The organism is Symploca atlantica LB2515, from assembly GCF_052546295.1.
In genome coordinates this window covers 2,068,478-2,086,161 of the sequence record NZ_JBQWMT010000001.1, presented here as the reverse complement: position 1 = coordinate 2,086,161, position 17,684 = coordinate 2,068,478, and the positions used below count along the sequence as shown (strand labels likewise).

Sequence of the window (17,684 nt, the reverse complement as noted above, 5' to 3'; positions counted from 1 at the left end):
CCAGCTTTTGAGGCAAAAGGTGAATCTCAATTCAACTTTTAGAAAACATCCAAATTAGGAAAGCGATCGCAGGCAAGATTAATAAAAGTGCAGCGGGTTCCATGGTTTACTTGTGACCTAGCTTGATCTAAGGAACTGTCCCTTTCTAATTAACTATCTCCCACCGGGGTCAGAAGTTATTTAGTTGGGAGTTGATGGCGCTTTATCTAGTTAACTTGCCCTTAAAGTCCTAAGAGGTACATCAAGTAGAAGTCAACTATTTATGTTGGAGGGCAACCTAAGTAACCGAGTGACTCCAGCTATTGTTTGTAATGTTTTACTTAGATATCATCATTTTACGACTAGTTGACTGAGTATAAACAACTCGCTCTACTTTAGTTTCCCAATTACCATCTGGATAAAGTTTCAATAACCTAAATCCAGGTAAAGAGGGTTCTAAGGCGTAGTTAGGGCTTTTCGGTTTGAATTGGATGCAAGTGGAGGGTGTTCCTAGATAATTGATGCCGTGACGCTCTTGCTCAAACTCTTGATGAATATGACCAAAGATAGTCAACCGTACTTGTGGGTGGCGCTCAAGTACAGCAAATAAATCTTCTGAGTTTCTTAGATTGATTCTATCCAGCCAAGCGGAATCAATCAGCAAGGGAGGATGGTGAAGAGCAATTAAAGTTGGGCAGTTGCTGGCTATTTGTAACTGCTGCTCTAACCATTCTAAGCTTTGTGGTGATAATTCTCCATCAATACGACCTGGAAGAGCACAGTTGAGCATGATGAATTGCCAACCTCCCAACTGCCAAGATTTTTGGGCAAAAATCGGTTCTTGGTTGAGAATTTGCTGCATTATGAGCAAGTCGTCATGGTTCCCTGGAATCCAGTAGGTGGGAATGGAGAGCGGACTCAACATATTTTGCAACTGGCAATAAGCTTGCGGCGTTTCATCCTGAGATAAATCTCCAGTAAGGAGCAGCAAGTTAGGCTGAGGTTGTAGTTGTTTTACCTGTTCAAGAACGGCAGCAAAAGACTCTCTGGTAGTTATACCTCCCATTTTTTGGTCGGGGTCGGCAAAAAGATGAATATCTGTGATTTGTACCACAAAAATTGGATTTTTCTGGCTCATTTTTGTTAAGGTTGTTTTGCTGTTGCTTGGGCATTAAGGTGGTTCGCTGAACCTATTTATAGTAATGCTGTCTTCGTTGATCGCCATCTCGTAACTTTTGCGATGCAACTGCCATTATGACGTTTCATCGCAATCTACTTTTGATAACGATGAGTTGTCGCCTCTAGCAGTTCTTCAAAGGTGCAGTGCAAAACTTCCATCAGACGCTGAGTTTCAGTAAATGTCAAACGAGGTTCAACAACGCCTCTTTCCCAGGCACTGACTGTTTTGATAGTTATACCTAAGGCATCTGCCAGCTTGCGCTGAGTTAGTCCAACGCGTTTGCGCAATTTTGCCAGCGTTAGTTGATCTTTCTCCTCTGACATATTAAACTCAGCGGTGTTCACTAGCTAGTGAATTAAATAAACAAGTAAGGTCAAGCGGCTAGCAAAGCTAGGGCTACTTATCATACCAAGTCGTGAACAACTATTAACTTTAGTTTACCCTTGGTGAGATTACTAATCTACTAAATTACTTGGCTATCTAGAGACTTCAGAGTTTCAGTCTATTTTGAGTATGCTCGAAACTCAGCAGTTGTATTTTTGATTTACTCGTTTTCTGCTCCCCTAAGCTCTTGACTAGCTAGGGAAAATTCAACTTTCTACAAACGGTTGCTGTGCCATAAAATCTAGCAAGATTTTTTGATGAAGATGCCCCAAAGGTCGTGTCTGATCGGCTTTTTCCGAGTAGCAGCTACCAGTTTTGATCTGCTGGGGAGTTAATAAACCCATATCCCAACCTTCTTGGAGAACTAGTTGTTCTAGTCCCACTGTTAGGGTAGCGTGGAAAACATGGCGAATTACTGCTGGTTCACGATAGCAACCGAACTGGGACAGTGATGGTGGGATATAGCTAATTTCCTCTGAGAGTTCTCGCTCAATTGCGTACTCTGGGGTTTCACCAGCTTCGATGTGTCCGCCAAAAAGCCCCCAGCAACCAGGATAAACAATGCCAGAGATGTTATCTCGTAGCTGCATGAGGTATCCTCCCTCAGAGTGGAGGATCGCGATCGCTACTTCAATTGGTTGAGTGTTCATAACTTGCTTGCCTCTGAAGGTACTGAGTCTTCAGATCGTTCTTTCCTCTGTTCAATCCGCTTGAGTTCTTGAATATAGACCTCGCCTAACTCTTGTCCACCAATAGGAATACTTTGGAATTGAAGCTGACCCCTGATCAAGAGTTGATCTCCGACTTGGGGAGCTTCTTGATTAGTTAACACCCAAATATTACCAGTAGCGTCTTGAAGTTGGTACGCCCCGGTTTCTAGAAATGGTGCCAGCTTAGTAACTTGGCCTAAAACTGAGACTGTAGGAGTAGCATCACGATTTCCTTGGAGTTGGTTAATGGGGGTGACGTTCAAAGAATTATCACCGATATTAATTCCACCAAGACCAAGGGACAATGAGTTAGCACAACTTGCCAATCCCCCTGTAAATATTAACAAACAAAAAGTGAGGATATAAAGCATTTTGGATTTTTCTCTGCTATCTTTCGAGCTTTTGGGATACCCAAAGAGAGATAACAAAGAATGGTCGCAGTAATTACCTTGTCTATTCTTTATATGGAACATTGCTTTAATGTGAGAAGGGATCTTGCCATGGTTTTAGTTAACATTTTGTCTTGCTGTCTTGGACTCGTTCTTTACTTTTGCTAAGTTTGCTAAGACAGATCTAGTCAACTGGAGGCTGAAGATGGTTCTTTACCTAAGAGCGGCATCGGCGAATAGGATTTGTCTGCTGGTATCATTAGGCGCTATGCACGGAAGGAAATACTTCAGAAAAAAATCGCGATGGAATCGACCTTACTAGATGGTAAAGCTCTTGCCCAAAGAATTCAGGGGCAGCTTGCTCAACAGATTCAGCAACACCTCTTGACGATTGGACGTCCGCCAGGACTAGCAGTGCTCAGAGTTGGTGATGACCCGGCTAGCGCTGCCTACGTGCGTGGCAAAGAGCGTGCCTGCGCTAAAGTAGGTATTGCCTCTTTTGGGCAGCATTTCCCCGCTAATACTTCCCCTATAGAACTAGAGCAGAAGATACAAAGCCTGAATCAAGATGAGCGTGTAGATGGGATTCTTCTGCAACTTCCCTTACCCGATCACCTAGATGCTGTTTCCTTACTCAACCAAATCCATCCGGATAAAGATGTCGATGGACTGCATCCAGTTAATATGGGACGCTTGGTACGGGGAGAGCCTGGCTTGCGTAGCTGCACACCAGCAGGAGTGATGCGCCTGTTTCAGGAGTATTCAATTGATTTACTCGGCAAACAAGCCGTAGTGGTCGGGCGCAGCATTCTGGTGGGTAAGCCATTGGCACTAATGCTCTTAGAAGCTAATGCGACAGTAACAATCGCCCATTCGCGATCGCACGACCTCAAGGAGATCACCCGTAGTGCCGATATTGTAATTGCGGCGGTCGGACGCCCCCACTTCCTGACCGCTGACATGGTAAAACCCAAAGCAGTAGTGATTGATGTAGGCATCAACCGGATCAACGACGAGAGTGGTGCATCCCGCCTTGTGGGAGATGTGCACTTCGACTCTGTTCGGGAAGTTGCCCAATTTATCACCCCGGTTCCCGGTGGTGTGGGACCGATGACTGTTGCCATGTTGCTACACAATACTTTACTAAGCTACAGCAAATCCCATTCATAAAGACCCCCAGCCCCGTAGAATTATTAAGACAGTGAAAAAAAATTCAAGGAATGAAGGCATGGTAGTGACGGATGGACGACCTGCCCCGAAAGAAGAGCTCCCTAATTTTGACTTGTCCACTTACTTGAAAGAGCGGAAAGTTCAAGTTGAGGAAGCTTTAGACCTTTCCCTGCCACTGGTCTATCCCGAAAAAATTTATGAGGCGATGCGCTACTCCCTTTTAGCTGGAGGTAAACGTTTGCGTCCCATCCTTTGTCTTGCTGCCTGTGAACTAGCTGGTGGTACTGTGCAGATGGCAATACCCACCGCTTGTGCGCTGGAAATGATCCACACCATGTCGTTGATTCACGATGATCTCCCAGCGATGGATAACGACGACTATCGTCGGGGTAAACTGACTAACCATAAGGTTTATGGTGAAGACATAGCGATCCTCGCAGGAGACGGCTTATTAGCTTATGCCTTTGAGTACATTGCCGCTCAAACCCAGGATGTCCCAGCCCAGAGAGTCTTGCAGGTAATTGCCCGCTTGGGGAGAGCCGTGGGGGCGGCAGGATTAGTAGGAGGTCAAGTTGTTGATCTTGAATCGGAAGGGCGCGGTGATATTAAAGAAGAAACCCTGACTTTTATTCACACTCATAAAACAGGGGCATTGCTAGAAGCCTGTGTAGTTTGCGGAGGAATTTTGGCTGGGGTTAGCAATTCCCAGCTAGAAGATTTCTCTAGCTATGCTCAAAATATAGGATTAGCCTTTCAAATCATTGATGACATTCTAGACATAACCGCCACTCAAGAAGAACTGGGAAAAACAGCGGGGAAAGATCTAGAAGCGCAAAAAGCAACTTATCCTAGTCTTTGGGGAATTGAAACCTCAAAAGCCAAAGCACAACAATTGATAGCAGCCGCCAAAGAGCAGCTAACACCATTTGGCGAAAAAGCTATCCCTTTGCTAGCGATTGCTGACTTCATTACTGCACGCACTCACTAGACAATCGAGGACTGCCACTGGAACGGATTAAGGAGACAAAGGAGAGGTATGCGCTACATTCCGGCTAAACCAAAGCTAAAATGGGAATCCTCTGAGGCTCTCAGGTCAGCTCTCAGGTCAGAATGTACTCAGACAACTCTTACCATCAGAGCTTCTCCTCCAGATTAGCGGTAACACTTGCTGCTGGAGAGCACTCTCTCCTTCCTGACCACTCCGGAATCCTTAATCCCTGATCTTTCCCATTTTGAGTAAAACAGTATGCAGGACTTTGGCGACATCCTAGACAATCATGTGCTGCTAGTGGCGGTCATTGCTTGTCTAGTTGCTCAACTATCCAAGCTCCTTGTCGAACTCACGAAAAATCGCAAATTTAATCTCCGTGTCTTGGTAACCACTGGCGGTATGCCTAGTTCTCATTCAGCACTAGTCACAGCCCTAGCTGTCGGTGTGGGACAAACGGTAGGCTGGGCTTCTCCTGAATTTGCGATCGCCGCGATTTTTGCCGTGATTGTTATGTATGATGCTGCTGGTGTCCGTCAGGCTGCCGGGAAACAAGCTCGTATCCTCAACCAAATCATTGATGAGTTATTAATTCAAGGCAAAGAGTTCAACGAAGAGCGTCTTAAGGAATTACTTGGGCATACACCCTTTCAGGTGATTGTTGGTTTAGGACTAGGTATCGCCATTTCCTGTTTAGCGGCTCCTGCTTATTACTAGAGCAAGTGTATCGATTCGAGTGACTGGCTGCTGCTGAGGCAGTAGCAACCTCTAGTTGTAGAGGCTAAACAGGCGTTTCCTGAAGGCAATTTTCTAGTCCTGAATGTACTCACCTCCAGTAACTAGCGCGATCTCTGCCCGTACAAATTCTCGTCCCAGATAAAGGGCGTGATCTAAGCGACTCAAAGGACATGGTTGAGTTTCTTCAGTAATTTTCATACCTAATTCTTTGGCTGTTCTACCCGTGAAGACGGCTGTAGGAGTGCGCTCCAACTTCCCCTGACAAGCAAGCGGTTCACCGGTTTCGGGATCAACGGCTAAGCCTTTTTCGTTAATCGCATTGGTAAAGTGTTTAGCACAAATTAGCCCTGTCTCACGATCGAGGTAGATGATGAAATAACCTGCCGGATCGAGATCGATGAAACGCTGGGAGAGTTTGTGGTCAATAGCAGAAAGGTTTTCAATTGTAGGAATCATGGCGCAAAATTTTAGAGGAAATCTCCCAGTTAGCCCAGGGCAAAATTTTTGATTATATTTTGATATCTCTGTATCTAGTGTAAAACTACGGGAACGAGGTTAGGATAGCTCTAGGACTGTGACTCTATACTCTATATCTAGTACTATTAGAGCTTATGGCTAAACCCAGAACGCTATCAGTAGCGTTCTGTCTTATTGTCACAATTTTCCAGTAACCGTACATTCGGCTTTTGGCGTGAATATGCAACAGACCCTATCGACAACAACCGTTCCTTATCTCAATCAAAACAATATTCAAGTCATCAGGCGCAATGGCTGCGTTACTCAACTTGATATTTCTAAAATCCGTTCTGTTGTTGATTGGGCTTGTGCTGGTGTGGACGCTAATCCTATCACCCTAGAAGCCGGATTAACAACCAAGCTCCAGGATGGCGTTACTACTAGGGAAATTCAAGACAACCTGATCAACTGTGCCCTAGAAATGACCTCACCGGAGGAACCCGATTGGCGCTATGTTGCAGGCAGACTCCACATCTGGAGTTTATGGAAGGACACCCTTGTTAGACGTGGCTATCAATACACCAGCTACGCTCGTACAGTTGCTGACAAACTCCAAGCGAACCAATACGACCAGCGTATCTTGATCTACAGCCCAGAAGAACTGGAAATTGCAGGAAGCTGGATTAACCCAGACTGGGATTTAGATTACGACTATGCAGGGGTGGTACTACTGACGAAGCGTTATCTTTTGCCTGACGAACTACCCCAAGAAGCTTTGCTGACCTGCGCCCTCCTGTTAGCGTCTGTGGAAGCCCCCCAAGATAGGCTCGTTTGGGCAAAGAGATTCTACGTCGCGATCGCCACTAGAAAAATTTCCCTAGCAACTCCAATACTCGCTAACCTCAGAGTGCCAGGAGGTTCCTTGGCTAGTTGTTTTATCACAGCCATGGATGATAACCTGGAAAGCATTTTTGACACCATCAAAGATGCTGCTCGTATCTCTAAAAACGGTGGTGGCGTGGGAACTAATGTTAGCCGGGTTCGTGCCACTGGATCCTGGGTAATGGGCAAAGCTAATACTTCCGGCGGTGTCCTGCCCTGGATTAAGCTACTCAATGATACTGCGATCGCGGTTAATCAAGGTGGACGGAGAGCTGGGGCGATTACGATCAGCCTGGATGTTTGGCACTTGGACGTCCCTGAGTTCCTGGAAATGCAGACAGAAAATGGTGACCAACGACGCAAGGCTTATGACATTTTCCCTCAGTTGGTCATCACTGACGAATTTATGCGGCGTGTGGTAGCTAAAGAAGAGTGGACATTGGTAGACCCCTACGAGGTTCGGACTAAGTTGGGAATCGAATTAGCCGAACTGTGGGGTGAGGAATTTGAGCAAGCCTATAGGTTAATTGAGGCGAGTTCGGATACACTCAAGCTCTACAAAAAAATTAATGCCCGTGAACTGTTCAAAACGATCATGCGATCGCAGTTAGAAACTGGCATGCCCTATTTGGCTTTCAAAGACAGCATTAACCGTGCTAATCCCAATAAACACCAGGGTTATATTCCTGGAGTTAACCTCTGTTGCGAGTCATTTTCCAATGTCAAGCCGGGAGGAGAAAGCCATAGCTGCAACCTCTGTAGTCTCAATCTGGCAAATATTGAGGAAACCGAAATCCCTAATATCTGCCGCACCGCTGTTCGGCTACTGGACAACACCATCGAAATTACTCAACCTCCTTTTGAAGGTAGCAAAACCCACAATGATAAATATCGCACGATTGGTGTGGGGGCAATGGGGTTGGCTGACTGGTTGGCAAAGAGGTGTTTGTCTTACAATTCCTTAGCACAAATTAGCGGCTTGTTTGAGGATTTTGGTTATTACTGCACTCATGCTTCTATGGAGTTAGCCAAGGAAAGAGGCGCTTATGCAGCTTTTGAAGGTAGCGACTGGAGTCAAGGAAAGTTAATCGGTTCTAAACCAGCGGCATGGTATACCGAACACGCAGCGCATCCAGAACGTTGGTGCCAACTAGCCTTAGATATCCAAGAACACGGTATCCGCAATTCCCACATTACAGCGATCGCGCCCAATACATCCTCGTCTCTGGTGCAAGGTTGTAGCGCTAGTGTGTTGCCCGTCTATAGCCGCTTTTTCTACGACAAATGGGCAAAGGGGACGGTTCCTATTGCACCGCCTTTTATCAAGGAAGCTTTTTGGTATTACCAGGAAAACAAGAACCTGGATCAGAAGCGAGTAGTTAAGGCGATCGCTATTATCCAGCAATGGATTGATACAGGTATTTCAATGGAGCTTTTGTTTAACCTCAATCAGGGTGTTTACTACCCTGAACAACCAACAGCAACCATCAAAGCCAGGGATATTCTGGAAACTTTAGTGATGGCTTGGCAGGAGGGATGCAAGGCAGTTTATTACATCCGTACTGTACAGCGCGATTCTTTTGAAGAGTCCCGTGAAGAATGCTCTAGTTGCGCTAATTAACATTATCAAACTCAGGTTTTTATGCCAGTACCTTTGACTGCTACGTTGATGCCTGTCAATCCTATCTTCAATCCTGATGGGAGTGACGATGTAGAGAATCGCTCTATCTGGTTTGGTAAGACGACCAATTTGATGCAGCTCAATGATGTTCGTTATCATTGGGCGGTTAGTTTGTATCAGCAGATGCGGGAAAATTTTTGGGTGCCACAGAAGCTAGATGTCACTCAAGATGTGGTGGACTATTGGAACTTAACTAAGGCGGAACGTCATGCTTATGAAGGCATTCTTTCTTATTTAACTTTCCTTGATTCTCTCCAAACCTGCAATATTCCTCACATCAAAAGTAGCATTACTGCCCCTGAAGTGAGCTTGTGCATGGCTGAGCAGATTTCGCAAGAAGGAATGCATAATCAGAGTTATCAATACATTATTGAAACTGTTATTCCTTCCGAAAAAAGAAGTGCAGTTTATGATTTTTGGCGTACTGACAAGGTACTATTTCGTCGTTGTGAATATATTGCTAGTCTGTATCAGCGCTACATTGATTACCCAACACCCGAACGTTATTTTGTCTCTCTAGTAGCAGACTTTTTGCTTGAGGGCTTGTATTTTTATAACGGGTTTATCATGTTCTATAGTCTGGCTTCTAGAATGCTGATGCCAGGTTCAGCTGATATTATCAAAATGATTAACCGAGATGAATTGAGTCATGTTCGTCTTTTCCAGAAACTGATTCCAGAGGCAATGGAAATTTATCCTCACTCAGTTGACCAAATCTATGAAATGTTTGACGCCGCTGTTCATCATGAATGTGAATGGACTAATCATATTGTCGGCAATAATATTCTCGGTATAACCGAAGCAAGTACTCATGCTTATACAAAGTATCTGGCAAATATGAGGCTGCGCTCTATTGGCTTAGAACCACTTTATAAGGATGAAAAATACAAGAAAAGTCCCTACGCACATTTAGAGAGATTTTCAGACACCAAGAAAGAAGCGCATACTAAAGCTAATTTCTTTGAAGCTGGTGTTACTAGTTACGTCATGTCATCCGGTGTCAGCGGTTGGGAAGACATTTAATGACATTCCCTTAATTTTTTTGTAAAAAAAGATTAGTGATCGTGGTTGAGTGCCTTTCCTGTCTTATAGGGAAGGTATTTTTCTTTGATAGATAAATTAATTTATTCCCGATTAAGTCTGTCACAGAACCCCTTTTTGGGCAGTATTTTTTTTAATTCTTTACAAAAAAACATTAATTTTGAGTGTTATTAGGGTTGACAACAAGACTAAGGCGTAATTTTTGAAAAATTTTCAGTTTTTTTTAAAAGAAAATTAAAACTATTGGTTGTCGAAAAAGACCCACTTAAGTGTAATTGCGGATACTACTTGATAAAAAATGTTTGATAATTCAGACAGTAGAAGATCGAGTTGACTTTTGCTTAATTAAAGGCCTTGAGTTTCTAGATACTTAGGAAGTATTTGTTATATGGAAAATACCATTCTGCCAGAGCTATATTGCCCGTTTCCTGCCAAGCTTAACAAGCATGCTGAATCACTTCACCAGCATACGATTGAATGGGTACGCCAGTTTAATTTGATTGAGGATGAGGCTACTTATCAAAGATTTTGTAGATCAAGACTCTCTGATTTGGCTGCTCGTGTTTATCCTGAGGCAGAGTGGACAGAATTAAAACTCCTCTCCGATTGGAACGTTTGGTTCTTTATTCTAGACGATAAGTTAGATGAGGGAAATATTGGCAAGCAACCAGAGCAGTTAGCTATTTTGAATGCTGGGCTAATTAATATCTTAAAGGAGGTAGGTACAGCTAATCAGATTAGTGGATTGGGTGAGGCTTTAGAGGATATTCGACAAAGAATAACAGAGCAAAAAGCTGAACCTTTCTTAATGAATCAGTTCATCCGTCATGTTGAGCAATGTTTATCTGCATCTGTTTGGGAGGCAACAAATCGATCCAAGGGGATTGTACCAGATGTTGCAACTTATAGAGAAATGCGTGCATTAACTAGTGCCGTGACAACTATTTTTAACTTTATCCTTATTGTCCTAAAAATTGAGCTACTACCGGAAGTTATCAACCATGCTGACGTTCAACATTTGGCGGTAATAGCGAATAACATAATCTGCTGTGTCAATGACATTTTTTCATTGGAAAAAGAAATGAGATCTGGCGATGTACATAATATAGTTTTAGCACTACAACAAGAGCATCAGTGTACTCTAAAGGAAGCAATTCAATATTCTATCGAACTTCACAATCAAGAAATAGAAACCTTTATCAAGCTAGAAACCCAGTTACTCTCTCAGAGAACAGAGGTAGATTATCAGCTTAGACGATATGTATCAAGCCTTCGTTTTTGGATAAGTGGTAGTCTCGACTGGCATCGTCTCTCTGATCGATACTGTTTTAAGAAGACGGTGATTTCTCAGAGCAACTAAGTAATTTCATGAAGTTAGAAGATTTGCAAGAACAGATACATGATGTACGTTCAAAACTGGGAGATTGGCAGCAGCAGCTGGAACGTACACATTCGCAGCAACAACAACTGGAAATAATGGCGGCTGCCTTTACTGAAATAGACGCTTCCTTGGCTAAAGTGCAAGTAACTGCACAAGAACTGTACCATTCCCAGGAAATGTCAGATGCCAATGACACAGTAAGAGCTCAATACCCATCTCAACAGGAACTATTAGATTTCTCGTCAAGTACTGAATTTGCTGCACAATTCAAAAAATTGGATCTCCTTCACACCGTTGTTACTAATGCCCCTATTATTTTATATGCCATAGATAGCAACGGTATATACACTCTTACGGAAGGAAAAGGATTGGAGGTTTTAGGAAAAAAACCTAGTCAGGCAGTCGGGCAGTCAATTTTTCAACTTTATGGTGGCTATCCCAGTATTTTAGAAAATATCCGCTCCTGTCTAGAGGGTCGAAAGCATGAATGGATTGCCGAAGTAGGTAATCTAATATTTATCAATAAAACAACGCCACTGCGAGACAGAAACGGTCAAATCATCGGCATGATTGGTGTAGCAACCGATATAACCGAGCAGCATAAAGCTGAAACAGCACTAAGACAGTCAGAAAAACAATTACGTCTTGCCTTAGAAGCTGCTCAAATGGCTTTCTGGGACTGGGATATTCAAACAGGAAAGGTTAGTTGGTCAGGTAATTTTAAACAACTCTATGGTTTACCTTCTGATTTCGATGAAGGGAGTTATGAAGGGTTTCTCAAAATTGTTCACCCAGAAGATCGTCAGCGTGCTAATCAAGACAGTCAACGCACTCTTGAGACGAAGCGAGAAAGTGACTTTGAATACCGCATTATTCGACCTGATGGTAGTATTCGTTGGGTACAAAGTAAATATAAATTTTTTTATGATCAAGAGGGTAACCCAGTTCGTAAATCTGGGATTGATTTAGATATTACTGAACGCAAATTGGCTGAATTAAAACTTAAAGAAGCTCTTAAAGAAAAAGAAATTCTACTTAAGGAAATTCATCATCGGGTTAAAAACAACTTGCAGATAGTTTCCAGTCTGCTGGAATTACAGTCAATGCGTATTGATTCCCCAGTTTTATTAGATATTTTTAGGGATTGCCAAAACCGCGTCGAATCTATGGCAATGGTTCACCAACATCTGTACCAAACTAAAAATTTATCAACGATTGATTTGGATTTTTATATTCAAAATCTGGTTTCTAATTTATTTAAGGCCTACAATGCGGATCCAGCTAACATTGCTTGGGAATTAGATATTGATAATGTGACTCTGAATGTTGACTACGCAATATCCTGTGGTCTGATTCTTAATGAGTTAATTTCTAATGCTTTGAAGCATGCTTTTGATAAAAATACTCAGGGAAAAATTAATGTTTTAATCAAAACTGCAGAAGACAATCATTTAACCATGGTAGTTAGAGATGACGGCAAAGGTTTGTCGGAGAATTGGGAATCATTAAATAGCAAATCCCTGGGATTTCAAATAGTTAATGCTCTGGTGTCTCAGCTTGAGGGAACACTTGAACATCATCACCATTCCGGGACAGAATTCTTCCTGAAATTTCCTTGCATTTAAGCAAATTTCCTGGTGTCGCTAAAATTCGCAAGAGGCAAAAAACTTCTTGTTATTCCCTGTTTTCCTCTCAAAGCCAACTTAATACACCTGCCATTGAACGATTGCTCGTGCTAACCTAATCAGCATTGCGCCAACTTTAAAACTGATGGCCTATGCCTATCGGTCAAGCTCACTTAACCAGCGCCTATGGTTCATGTCAAGCGCGTAGAACTCACTAACTTTAAATCCTTTGGCGGCACGACTCAGGTTCCTCTGCTGCCAGGTTTTACAGTTGTTTCCGGGCCAAACGGGTCAGGTAAATCCAATATTCTTGATGCTCTGTTGTTTTGTTTGGGCATTGCCAGTTCTAAGGGTATGCGAGCAGAACGGCTTCCTGATTTAGTTAACCACAACAAAGAGCGTCGAGGCACAGTTGAGGCTAATGTCACTGTCACCTTTGATTTGTCAGATGCACCGGAAACCTTTGCAGGCAATCAGGAGCAAGAAGTTCCTGTTTTAGGGGAGAGTTTAACAGATAACTATGCTGGTAATGGACATCAGACAGCCTTAACCGAAAATTCCTCCTCTCCAGAGGAATCAGAAAATTATCAACCTCATCCCCTCAAGCCAGAAACTACAGAATGGAGTGTGACTCGACGGCTAAGAGTAACTAGACAAGGGACTTACACCTCAACTTACTACATCAACGGTGAATCTTGCACCCAAACTGAACTACACGAACAACTCAATAAACTGCGGGTTTATCCGGAGGGGTACAACGTGGTGCTGCAAGGAGATGTTACTGGCATCATCACGATGAAACCGCGAGAGCGTCGGGAAATTATAGATGAGTTAGCAGGCGTTGCCGCTTTTGATCGTAAAATTTCCCAAACTAGACAGACTTTAGATCAGGTCAAAGAACGGGAGGATCGTTGCCGTATTATCGAAAAAGAGCTGATTGCCCAACGAGACAGGCTAGCAGCTGAGAGTACTAAGGCAAAAAAGTACCAAAAGCTGCGCGCTGAAGTTCAGGAAAAGCAGCAGTGGGAAATAGTACTACAATGGCGATCGCTCCAACAGCAGCAAGCACAGCTCAGGCAGCAAATTGAGCTGGGTCAAGCCCAAGAAACTCAACTAAACTCACAATTAAGGACACTAGCAGCACAACTAGAGCAAGCAACCACAGAACTAGAGCAACTTAATGCCCGTGTCAAAGCCTTAGGAGAAGAAGAACAGTTGGCTTTAGCTTCAACTTTGGCTACCCAAAAAGCTCAACAGCGCCAACTTTCTCTGCGACGACAAGAACTACGTGATCGTCTACAACAAACCAAGACTAACCTCCAGAAGACACAGGAGCAGATTCAACACAATGAGCAGACTCTGGAGCAGCTAAAAGCTGAAAAGCATCATGTAGAAACCCAAGAACTCGCTTCAAAGCTGACAGCCAGGGATGAAGCACAGACTGCTCTCAATCACAGTCGAGAACAAGCTAATGCGATCGCTTCTGCTTCTGATGCCTGGGTACAGCAACAAACTGCCCTTAATCGCAATAGTGAAACTTTGCTGCAAAGTATTGATCCTCAGCGCACAGAGCAAGCTCGATTGCGAGAACGTCAGAGTCAGCTTAATCGCGTTATTGCCGAGCAAACTCAATTGTTGCAAAACTTAGAGCCAGAAATTGCGACCAAACAGGCTCAAGCCGCAGAATTAGAAGCTCAACTGCAAGCATCTGCCCAACAAATTCCCTCTCTGGCTCAATCCCTAGCAGCAACTGAGCGAGAATTACAAATTCAGCAACAAACCCAGACTAGATTACTCTCAGAACAACGAGATAAGCAACGTCAGCTAGATAAACTAGAAGCTCAAGCCCAAGCTCAGCAAGAAGCCCAAGGCACCTATGCCACTAAAGTACTCTTGGAAACCGGAATACCGGGTGTTTGTGGATTAGTAGCTCAACTTGGTCGAGTAGAGCCACGCTACCAACTAGCTCTAGAAACATCTGCTGGTCAACGTTTGGGTCATTTAGTGGTAGAAGACGATGGTGTTGCTGCTGCTGGGATTGAGCTGCTCAAACAAAAACGTGCGGGGAGAGCCACCTTTTTGCCTCTCAACAAAATCCAGCCACCGCGATTTACTGAAACTGTTGCCTTGCGCTACGCTAGAGGCTTTGTGGACTACGCTGTTAACCTAATTGAGCATGAGCTTCGTTACGAGAAGATCTTTGCTTACGTTTTTGGTAGCACAGTGGTCTTTGAAACTCTTAATGATGCTCGTCACTATTTAGGAAAGCATCGTATTGTCACCTTAGAGGGAGAAATACTCGAAAGCAGTGGCGCAATGAGTGGCGGTAGTCGCAGCCAACGTTCTGGATTACATTTTGGCACTAGTGATGCGACAGAATCTTCTGAAATGGCGGCTTTGAAAAATCGCCTCCAAGAAATTGAGATTGTTTTAGAGCGCTGTGGTGACTCGATTGAGAATTCCTCAGCTTCGGTTAAACAAATGACTCAAACACTGACGGAGGTAAAGGCTCAGAGTAAGGAAACACAATTACGCTGGGAGCAGTTAAATAAAGAGGTTAAGAATCTAGCAGCGCAGCAACACCAGGTAACTTTACAACTTGCTCAAAACACTCAGGAGCAGCAAACTACAAGCGAACGTCTGCATGTTCTCAATATTAATTTACCTACTCTAGAAGCCCAGTTACAAGAACTACGTCAACAGTTAGCCCAATTAGAAGAGTCTCAAACACCTAACGAGTGGCAACAAATTCAGAGCATTATTAAAGGCTGGGAAGCCAAATTGCACGAAGGTGAGCAAGCACTCCTGACTACCGAAAAACAGCTCCTGGATTTGGAAAATCAGCAGCAGCGCCTGGGTGAGAAAACTACAGAAGACTACCGCAAGATTACAGAATATCAAACTCAGCAGCAGTCTTGCCAGGATCAGCAATCAACACTTGACTCTGAACTGCTAGCGATGAGTGAGCAGATTACTCAGACTGAGGTACTGTTGAGCCAAATTGAGCAGCAACTAGGGGAAGTTAAACAGAAACGCGATCGCGCTGAGATATACCTCAGTCAACAACAACAGCAGCACCAACAGCTTTCCTGGCAACTCCAAAAACTCCAAGAAACCCAGTTAGCGCGACAGGAAGAATTTACCAGTCGCCAAACTCAGTTACAACTCCAAGAAGCTGAGTTACCTAATCCTCTTCCCGAGGTGCCACCTCTGATTAATCATCTGGAGACAGAATCTCACGCCAGTGCCTCTCAAGTGATTGCCTTCGACTCCTTCGCCGCTCACCTAGAACAACTCCAAAAGGAAATAAAAAACGCTCAGAAACGCCTCCAGGCAATGGAACCAGTCAATATGTTGGCTTTGGAAGAATACGAGACTACCCAGGTACGTTTGCAAGAACTTTCGGAGAAATTGGCAACTCTCGAAGCCGAGCGCACTGAACTTCTTTTAAGGGTAGAGAACTTTACCACTCTGAGATTACAGGCTTTCAAGGAAGCCTTTGACGCCATCAACCATAACTTCCAGACAATCTTTGCCGAACTCTCTGATGGTGACGGTTACCTACAGCTCGATGATTCGGAAAATCCCTTTGAGGGTGGACTTAATCTGGTTGCTCACCCCAAGGGCAAACCAGTACAACGGCTAGCTTCAATGTCAGGCGGGGAAAAATCTCTTACTGCCCTGAGTTTCATCTTTGCCCTACAACGCTACCGTCCTTCGCCTTTCTATGCCTTTGATGAAGTTGATATGTTTCTGGATGGGGCAAACGTCGAGCGATTAGCTAGAATGATCAAACAAGAGGCTATGCTGGCTCAATTTATCGTAGTCAGTTTACGTCGCCCCATGATTGAGTCTGCTGAGCGCACTATTGGTGTTACCCAAGCTAGGGGCGCTTACACTCAAGTTTTGGGTTTGAAATTGCCGCCCAAAAATGCTACTCGATAGATTAAATTATATTATTAGCGTCAAAATATTGTTATTGATATTTGAGCAGGAGTCAAGATTTTTTAGAATTACCAGACATTAATGACATTTGAATGCTATTGATATTCCAGCAGGAGTCAAGATTCAGGATTACGAGACATAATGACAACTGAACTTATTCGTCAACGCTCTGATATTTTAAATACCCAGGTGATTACTCGTGATAACGGTAGACGCCTGGGAGTCGTCAAGGATCTATTGGTAGATATTGATCGGCGTGAAGTTGTCGCGCTGGGATTGCGAGACAACCTGCTCGCCATTGCTGGGATGCCCAAGTACATGCTCCTGAGTAGCATTCAGCAAGTTGGTGATGTCATCTTGGTAGAGGATGAAGACGCTATTGAAGATATTGACGTTGAAGCCTACAGCACCCTAATCAACAGTGAAGTAATCACCGAAACTGGTGAAATGCTAGGTCGAGTAAGGGGCTTCAAGTTCAACGTTGAAGATGGCAAAGTATCTTCTCTAATTATCGCTTCTTTGGGAGTACCACAAATTCCTGACCAGGTTGTTAGTACCTACGAACTCCCAATTGATGAAATTGTCAGTAGCGGCCCCAATCGATTAATTGTTTTTGAAGGATCTCAAGAACGGTTGATTCAGTTGACGGTAGGTGTTCTAGAGCGCTTAGGTATTGGCAGGCCACCCTGGGAACGTGAAGAAGAGGAAACTTACTACACCCCAGTTACCCGACCGGAAAATCAACTGGGAACGGGCATTCCTGTTCGCACCCCCATATCTCAACCTATTCAAACCGCTGTACCTGTCGAAGAGTCTTGGGAAGACGATTGGCGAGAACCAGAACCCATGCGCCGTCAGGAACCAGAGCCAGTTTACTACGAGCAAGAAGAGGATAACTGGGGTGATGAATGGGTCGATGCACCTAGTAGACCAGTAGCTAGGTACGAGGAGCCAGTCTATACTTCACCGGAGCCTTACGGCAAGGATTATGTAGAGGAATACCAAGATTACGAAGTTGAGGGTGATGCCTGGGAGGACGAGGTGCCAGCGCCAGAGCCTTATCAAGCGCCGCGAGTTAATATTCCAGAAAAGACTAAAGCTCCCGAATATGAAGAAGAGGCAGGTTACTGAACTT

At 44.0% G+C, this 17,684-nt stretch carries 14 protein-coding genes; 9 read left to right on the top strand and 5 right to left on the bottom strand.

Annotated features, from left to right (window positions below; translation table 11 throughout):
- Positions 1 to 316: 316 nt before the first annotated feature.
- The 4 genes from cpdA to ACT7WV_RS08785 form a co-directional block, all read right to left on the bottom strand.
- Positions 317 to 1,117, bottom strand: coding sequence for a 3',5'-cyclic-AMP phosphodiesterase (gene cpdA / locus ACT7WV_RS08800; protein WP_445102546.1), 801 nt, complete (start codon positions 1,115 to 1,117; stop codon positions 317 to 319).
- A gap of 134 nt (positions 1,118 to 1,251) precedes the next feature.
- Complete coding sequence (locus ACT7WV_RS08795; RefSeq protein WP_445102545.1) at positions 1,252 to 1,482, bottom strand: helix-turn-helix domain-containing protein; 231 nt, start codon at positions 1,480 to 1,482, stop codon at positions 1,252 to 1,254.
- A 267-nt stretch (positions 1,483 to 1,749) separates the two neighbouring features.
- Positions 1,750 to 2,193 (bottom strand): NUDIX hydrolase, encoded by a 444-nt coding sequence (locus ACT7WV_RS08790; RefSeq protein ID WP_445102544.1) that lies wholly within the window; start codon positions 2,191 to 2,193, stop codon positions 1,750 to 1,752.
- Entirely contained in the window at positions 2,190 to 2,624 is a 435-nt protein-coding gene (locus ACT7WV_RS08785) for a hypothetical protein (protein ID WP_445102543.1), read from the bottom strand. Before ACT7WV_RS08785 ends, ACT7WV_RS08790 begins: the two co-directional genes overlap by 4 nt.
- 321 nt (positions 2,625 to 2,945) lie before the next feature.
- Here ACT7WV_RS08785 and folD point away from each other — a divergent pair, with 321 nt between their 5' ends.
- The 3 genes from folD to ACT7WV_RS08770 all read left to right on the top strand — a co-directional run bounded on the left by folD (position 2,946) and on the right by ACT7WV_RS08770 (position 5,517).
- Entirely contained in the window at positions 2,946 to 3,812 is an 867-nt protein-coding gene (folD, locus tag ACT7WV_RS08780) for a bifunctional methylenetetrahydrofolate dehydrogenase/methenyltetrahydrofolate cyclohydrolase FolD (RefSeq protein WP_445102542.1), read from the top strand.
- Between the two features lie 58 nt (positions 3,813 to 3,870).
- The gene (gene crtE, locus ACT7WV_RS08775; protein ID WP_445102541.1) at positions 3,871 to 4,800 is read left to right on the top strand and encodes a geranylgeranyl diphosphate synthase CrtE; all 930 of its coding nucleotides are present in this window, start codon (positions 3,871 to 3,873) and stop codon (positions 4,798 to 4,800) included.
- A 258-nt stretch (positions 4,801 to 5,058) separates the two neighbouring features.
- Positions 5,059 to 5,517 carry a divergent PAP2 family protein gene (locus ACT7WV_RS08770; RefSeq protein ID WP_445102540.1) on the top strand — a complete coding sequence of 153 codons (459 nt, stop codon included), beginning with the start codon at positions 5,059 to 5,061 and terminating at the stop codon, positions 5,515 to 5,517.
- Between the two features lie 93 nt (positions 5,518 to 5,610).
- Here ACT7WV_RS08770 and ACT7WV_RS08765 read toward each other — a convergent pair whose 3' ends face one another.
- Entirely contained in the window at positions 5,611 to 5,994 is a 384-nt protein-coding gene (locus ACT7WV_RS08765; protein WP_445102539.1) for a DUF4346 domain-containing protein, read from the bottom strand.
- Between the two features lie 241 nt (positions 5,995 to 6,235).
- Between ACT7WV_RS08765 and ACT7WV_RS08760 the strand changes: the two genes are divergently transcribed.
- From ACT7WV_RS08760 to ACT7WV_RS08735, 6 genes are all read left to right on the top strand, one after another.
- On the top strand, positions 6,236 to 8,497 hold the full coding sequence (locus tag ACT7WV_RS08760) for a ribonucleoside-diphosphate reductase subunit alpha (RefSeq protein ID WP_445102538.1): 2,262 nt from the start codon (positions 6,236 to 6,238) through the stop codon (positions 8,495 to 8,497).
- Between the two features lie 48 nt (positions 8,498 to 8,545).
- On the top strand, positions 8,546 to 9,580 hold the full coding sequence (locus ACT7WV_RS08755; protein WP_463424236.1) for a ribonucleotide-diphosphate reductase subunit beta: 1,035 nt from the start codon (positions 8,546 to 8,548) through the stop codon (positions 9,578 to 9,580).
- Positions 9,581 to 9,986: 406 nt separating this feature from the next.
- Positions 9,987 to 10,958 carry a terpene synthase family protein gene (locus tag ACT7WV_RS08750; protein WP_445102536.1) on the top strand — a complete coding sequence of 324 codons (972 nt, stop codon included), beginning with the start codon at positions 9,987 to 9,989 and terminating at the stop codon, positions 10,956 to 10,958.
- Between the two features lie 8 nt (positions 10,959 to 10,966).
- On the top strand, positions 10,967 to 12,604 hold the full coding sequence (locus tag ACT7WV_RS08745) for a histidine kinase dimerization/phosphoacceptor domain -containing protein (protein WP_445102535.1): 1,638 nt from the start codon (positions 10,967 to 10,969) through the stop codon (positions 12,602 to 12,604).
- 186 nt (positions 12,605 to 12,790) lie between these two features.
- Positions 12,791 to 16,549, top strand: coding sequence for a chromosome segregation protein SMC (gene smc, locus ACT7WV_RS08740; protein WP_445102534.1), 3,759 nt, complete (start codon positions 12,791 to 12,793; stop codon positions 16,547 to 16,549).
- Between the two features lie 141 nt (positions 16,550 to 16,690).
- The gene (locus tag ACT7WV_RS08735) at positions 16,691 to 17,680 is read left to right on the top strand and encodes a PRC-barrel domain-containing protein (protein WP_445102533.1); all 990 of its coding nucleotides are present in this window, start codon (positions 16,691 to 16,693) and stop codon (positions 17,678 to 17,680) included.
- The last annotated feature ends 4 nt before the right edge of the window (positions 17,681 to 17,684 follow it).

Bases quoted from the DNA above. Each gene is read 5' to 3' on its own strand.
- cpdA (WP_445102546.1), bottom strand. From the start codon at position 1,117: ATGAGCCAGAAAAATCCAATTTTTGTGGTACAAATCACAGATATTCAT.
- ACT7WV_RS08795 (WP_445102545.1), bottom strand. From the start codon at position 1,482: ATGTCAGAGGAGAAAGATCAACTAACGCTGGCAAAATTGCGCAAACGC.
- ACT7WV_RS08790 (WP_445102544.1), bottom strand. From the start codon at position 2,193: ATGAACACTCAACCAATTGAAGTAGCGATCGCGATCCTCCACTCTGAG.
- ACT7WV_RS08785 (WP_445102543.1), bottom strand. From the start codon at position 2,624: ATGCTTTATATCCTCACTTTTTGTTTGTTAATATTTACAGGGGGATTG.
- folD (WP_445102542.1), top strand. From the start codon at position 2,946: ATGGAATCGACCTTACTAGATGGTAAAGCTCTTGCCCAAAGAATTCAG.
- crtE (WP_445102541.1), top strand. From the start codon at position 3,871: ATGGTAGTGACGGATGGACGACCTGCCCCGAAAGAAGAGCTCCCTAAT.
- ACT7WV_RS08770 (WP_445102540.1), top strand. From the start codon at position 5,059: ATGCAGGACTTTGGCGACATCCTAGACAATCATGTGCTGCTAGTGGCG.
- ACT7WV_RS08765 (WP_445102539.1), bottom strand. From the start codon at position 5,994: ATGATTCCTACAATTGAAAACCTTTCTGCTATTGACCACAAACTCTCC.
- ACT7WV_RS08760 (WP_445102538.1), top strand. From the start codon at position 6,236: ATGCAACAGACCCTATCGACAACAACCGTTCCTTATCTCAATCAAAAC.
- ACT7WV_RS08755 (WP_463424236.1), top strand. From the start codon at position 8,546: ATGCCTGTCAATCCTATCTTCAATCCTGATGGGAGTGACGATGTAGAG.
- ACT7WV_RS08750 (WP_445102536.1), top strand. From the start codon at position 9,987: ATGGAAAATACCATTCTGCCAGAGCTATATTGCCCGTTTCCTGCCAAG.
- ACT7WV_RS08745 (WP_445102535.1), top strand. From the start codon at position 10,967: ATGAAGTTAGAAGATTTGCAAGAACAGATACATGATGTACGTTCAAAA.
- smc (WP_445102534.1), top strand. From the start codon at position 12,791: ATGGTTCATGTCAAGCGCGTAGAACTCACTAACTTTAAATCCTTTGGC.
- ACT7WV_RS08735 (WP_445102533.1), top strand. From the start codon at position 16,691: ATGACAACTGAACTTATTCGTCAACGCTCTGATATTTTAAATACCCAG.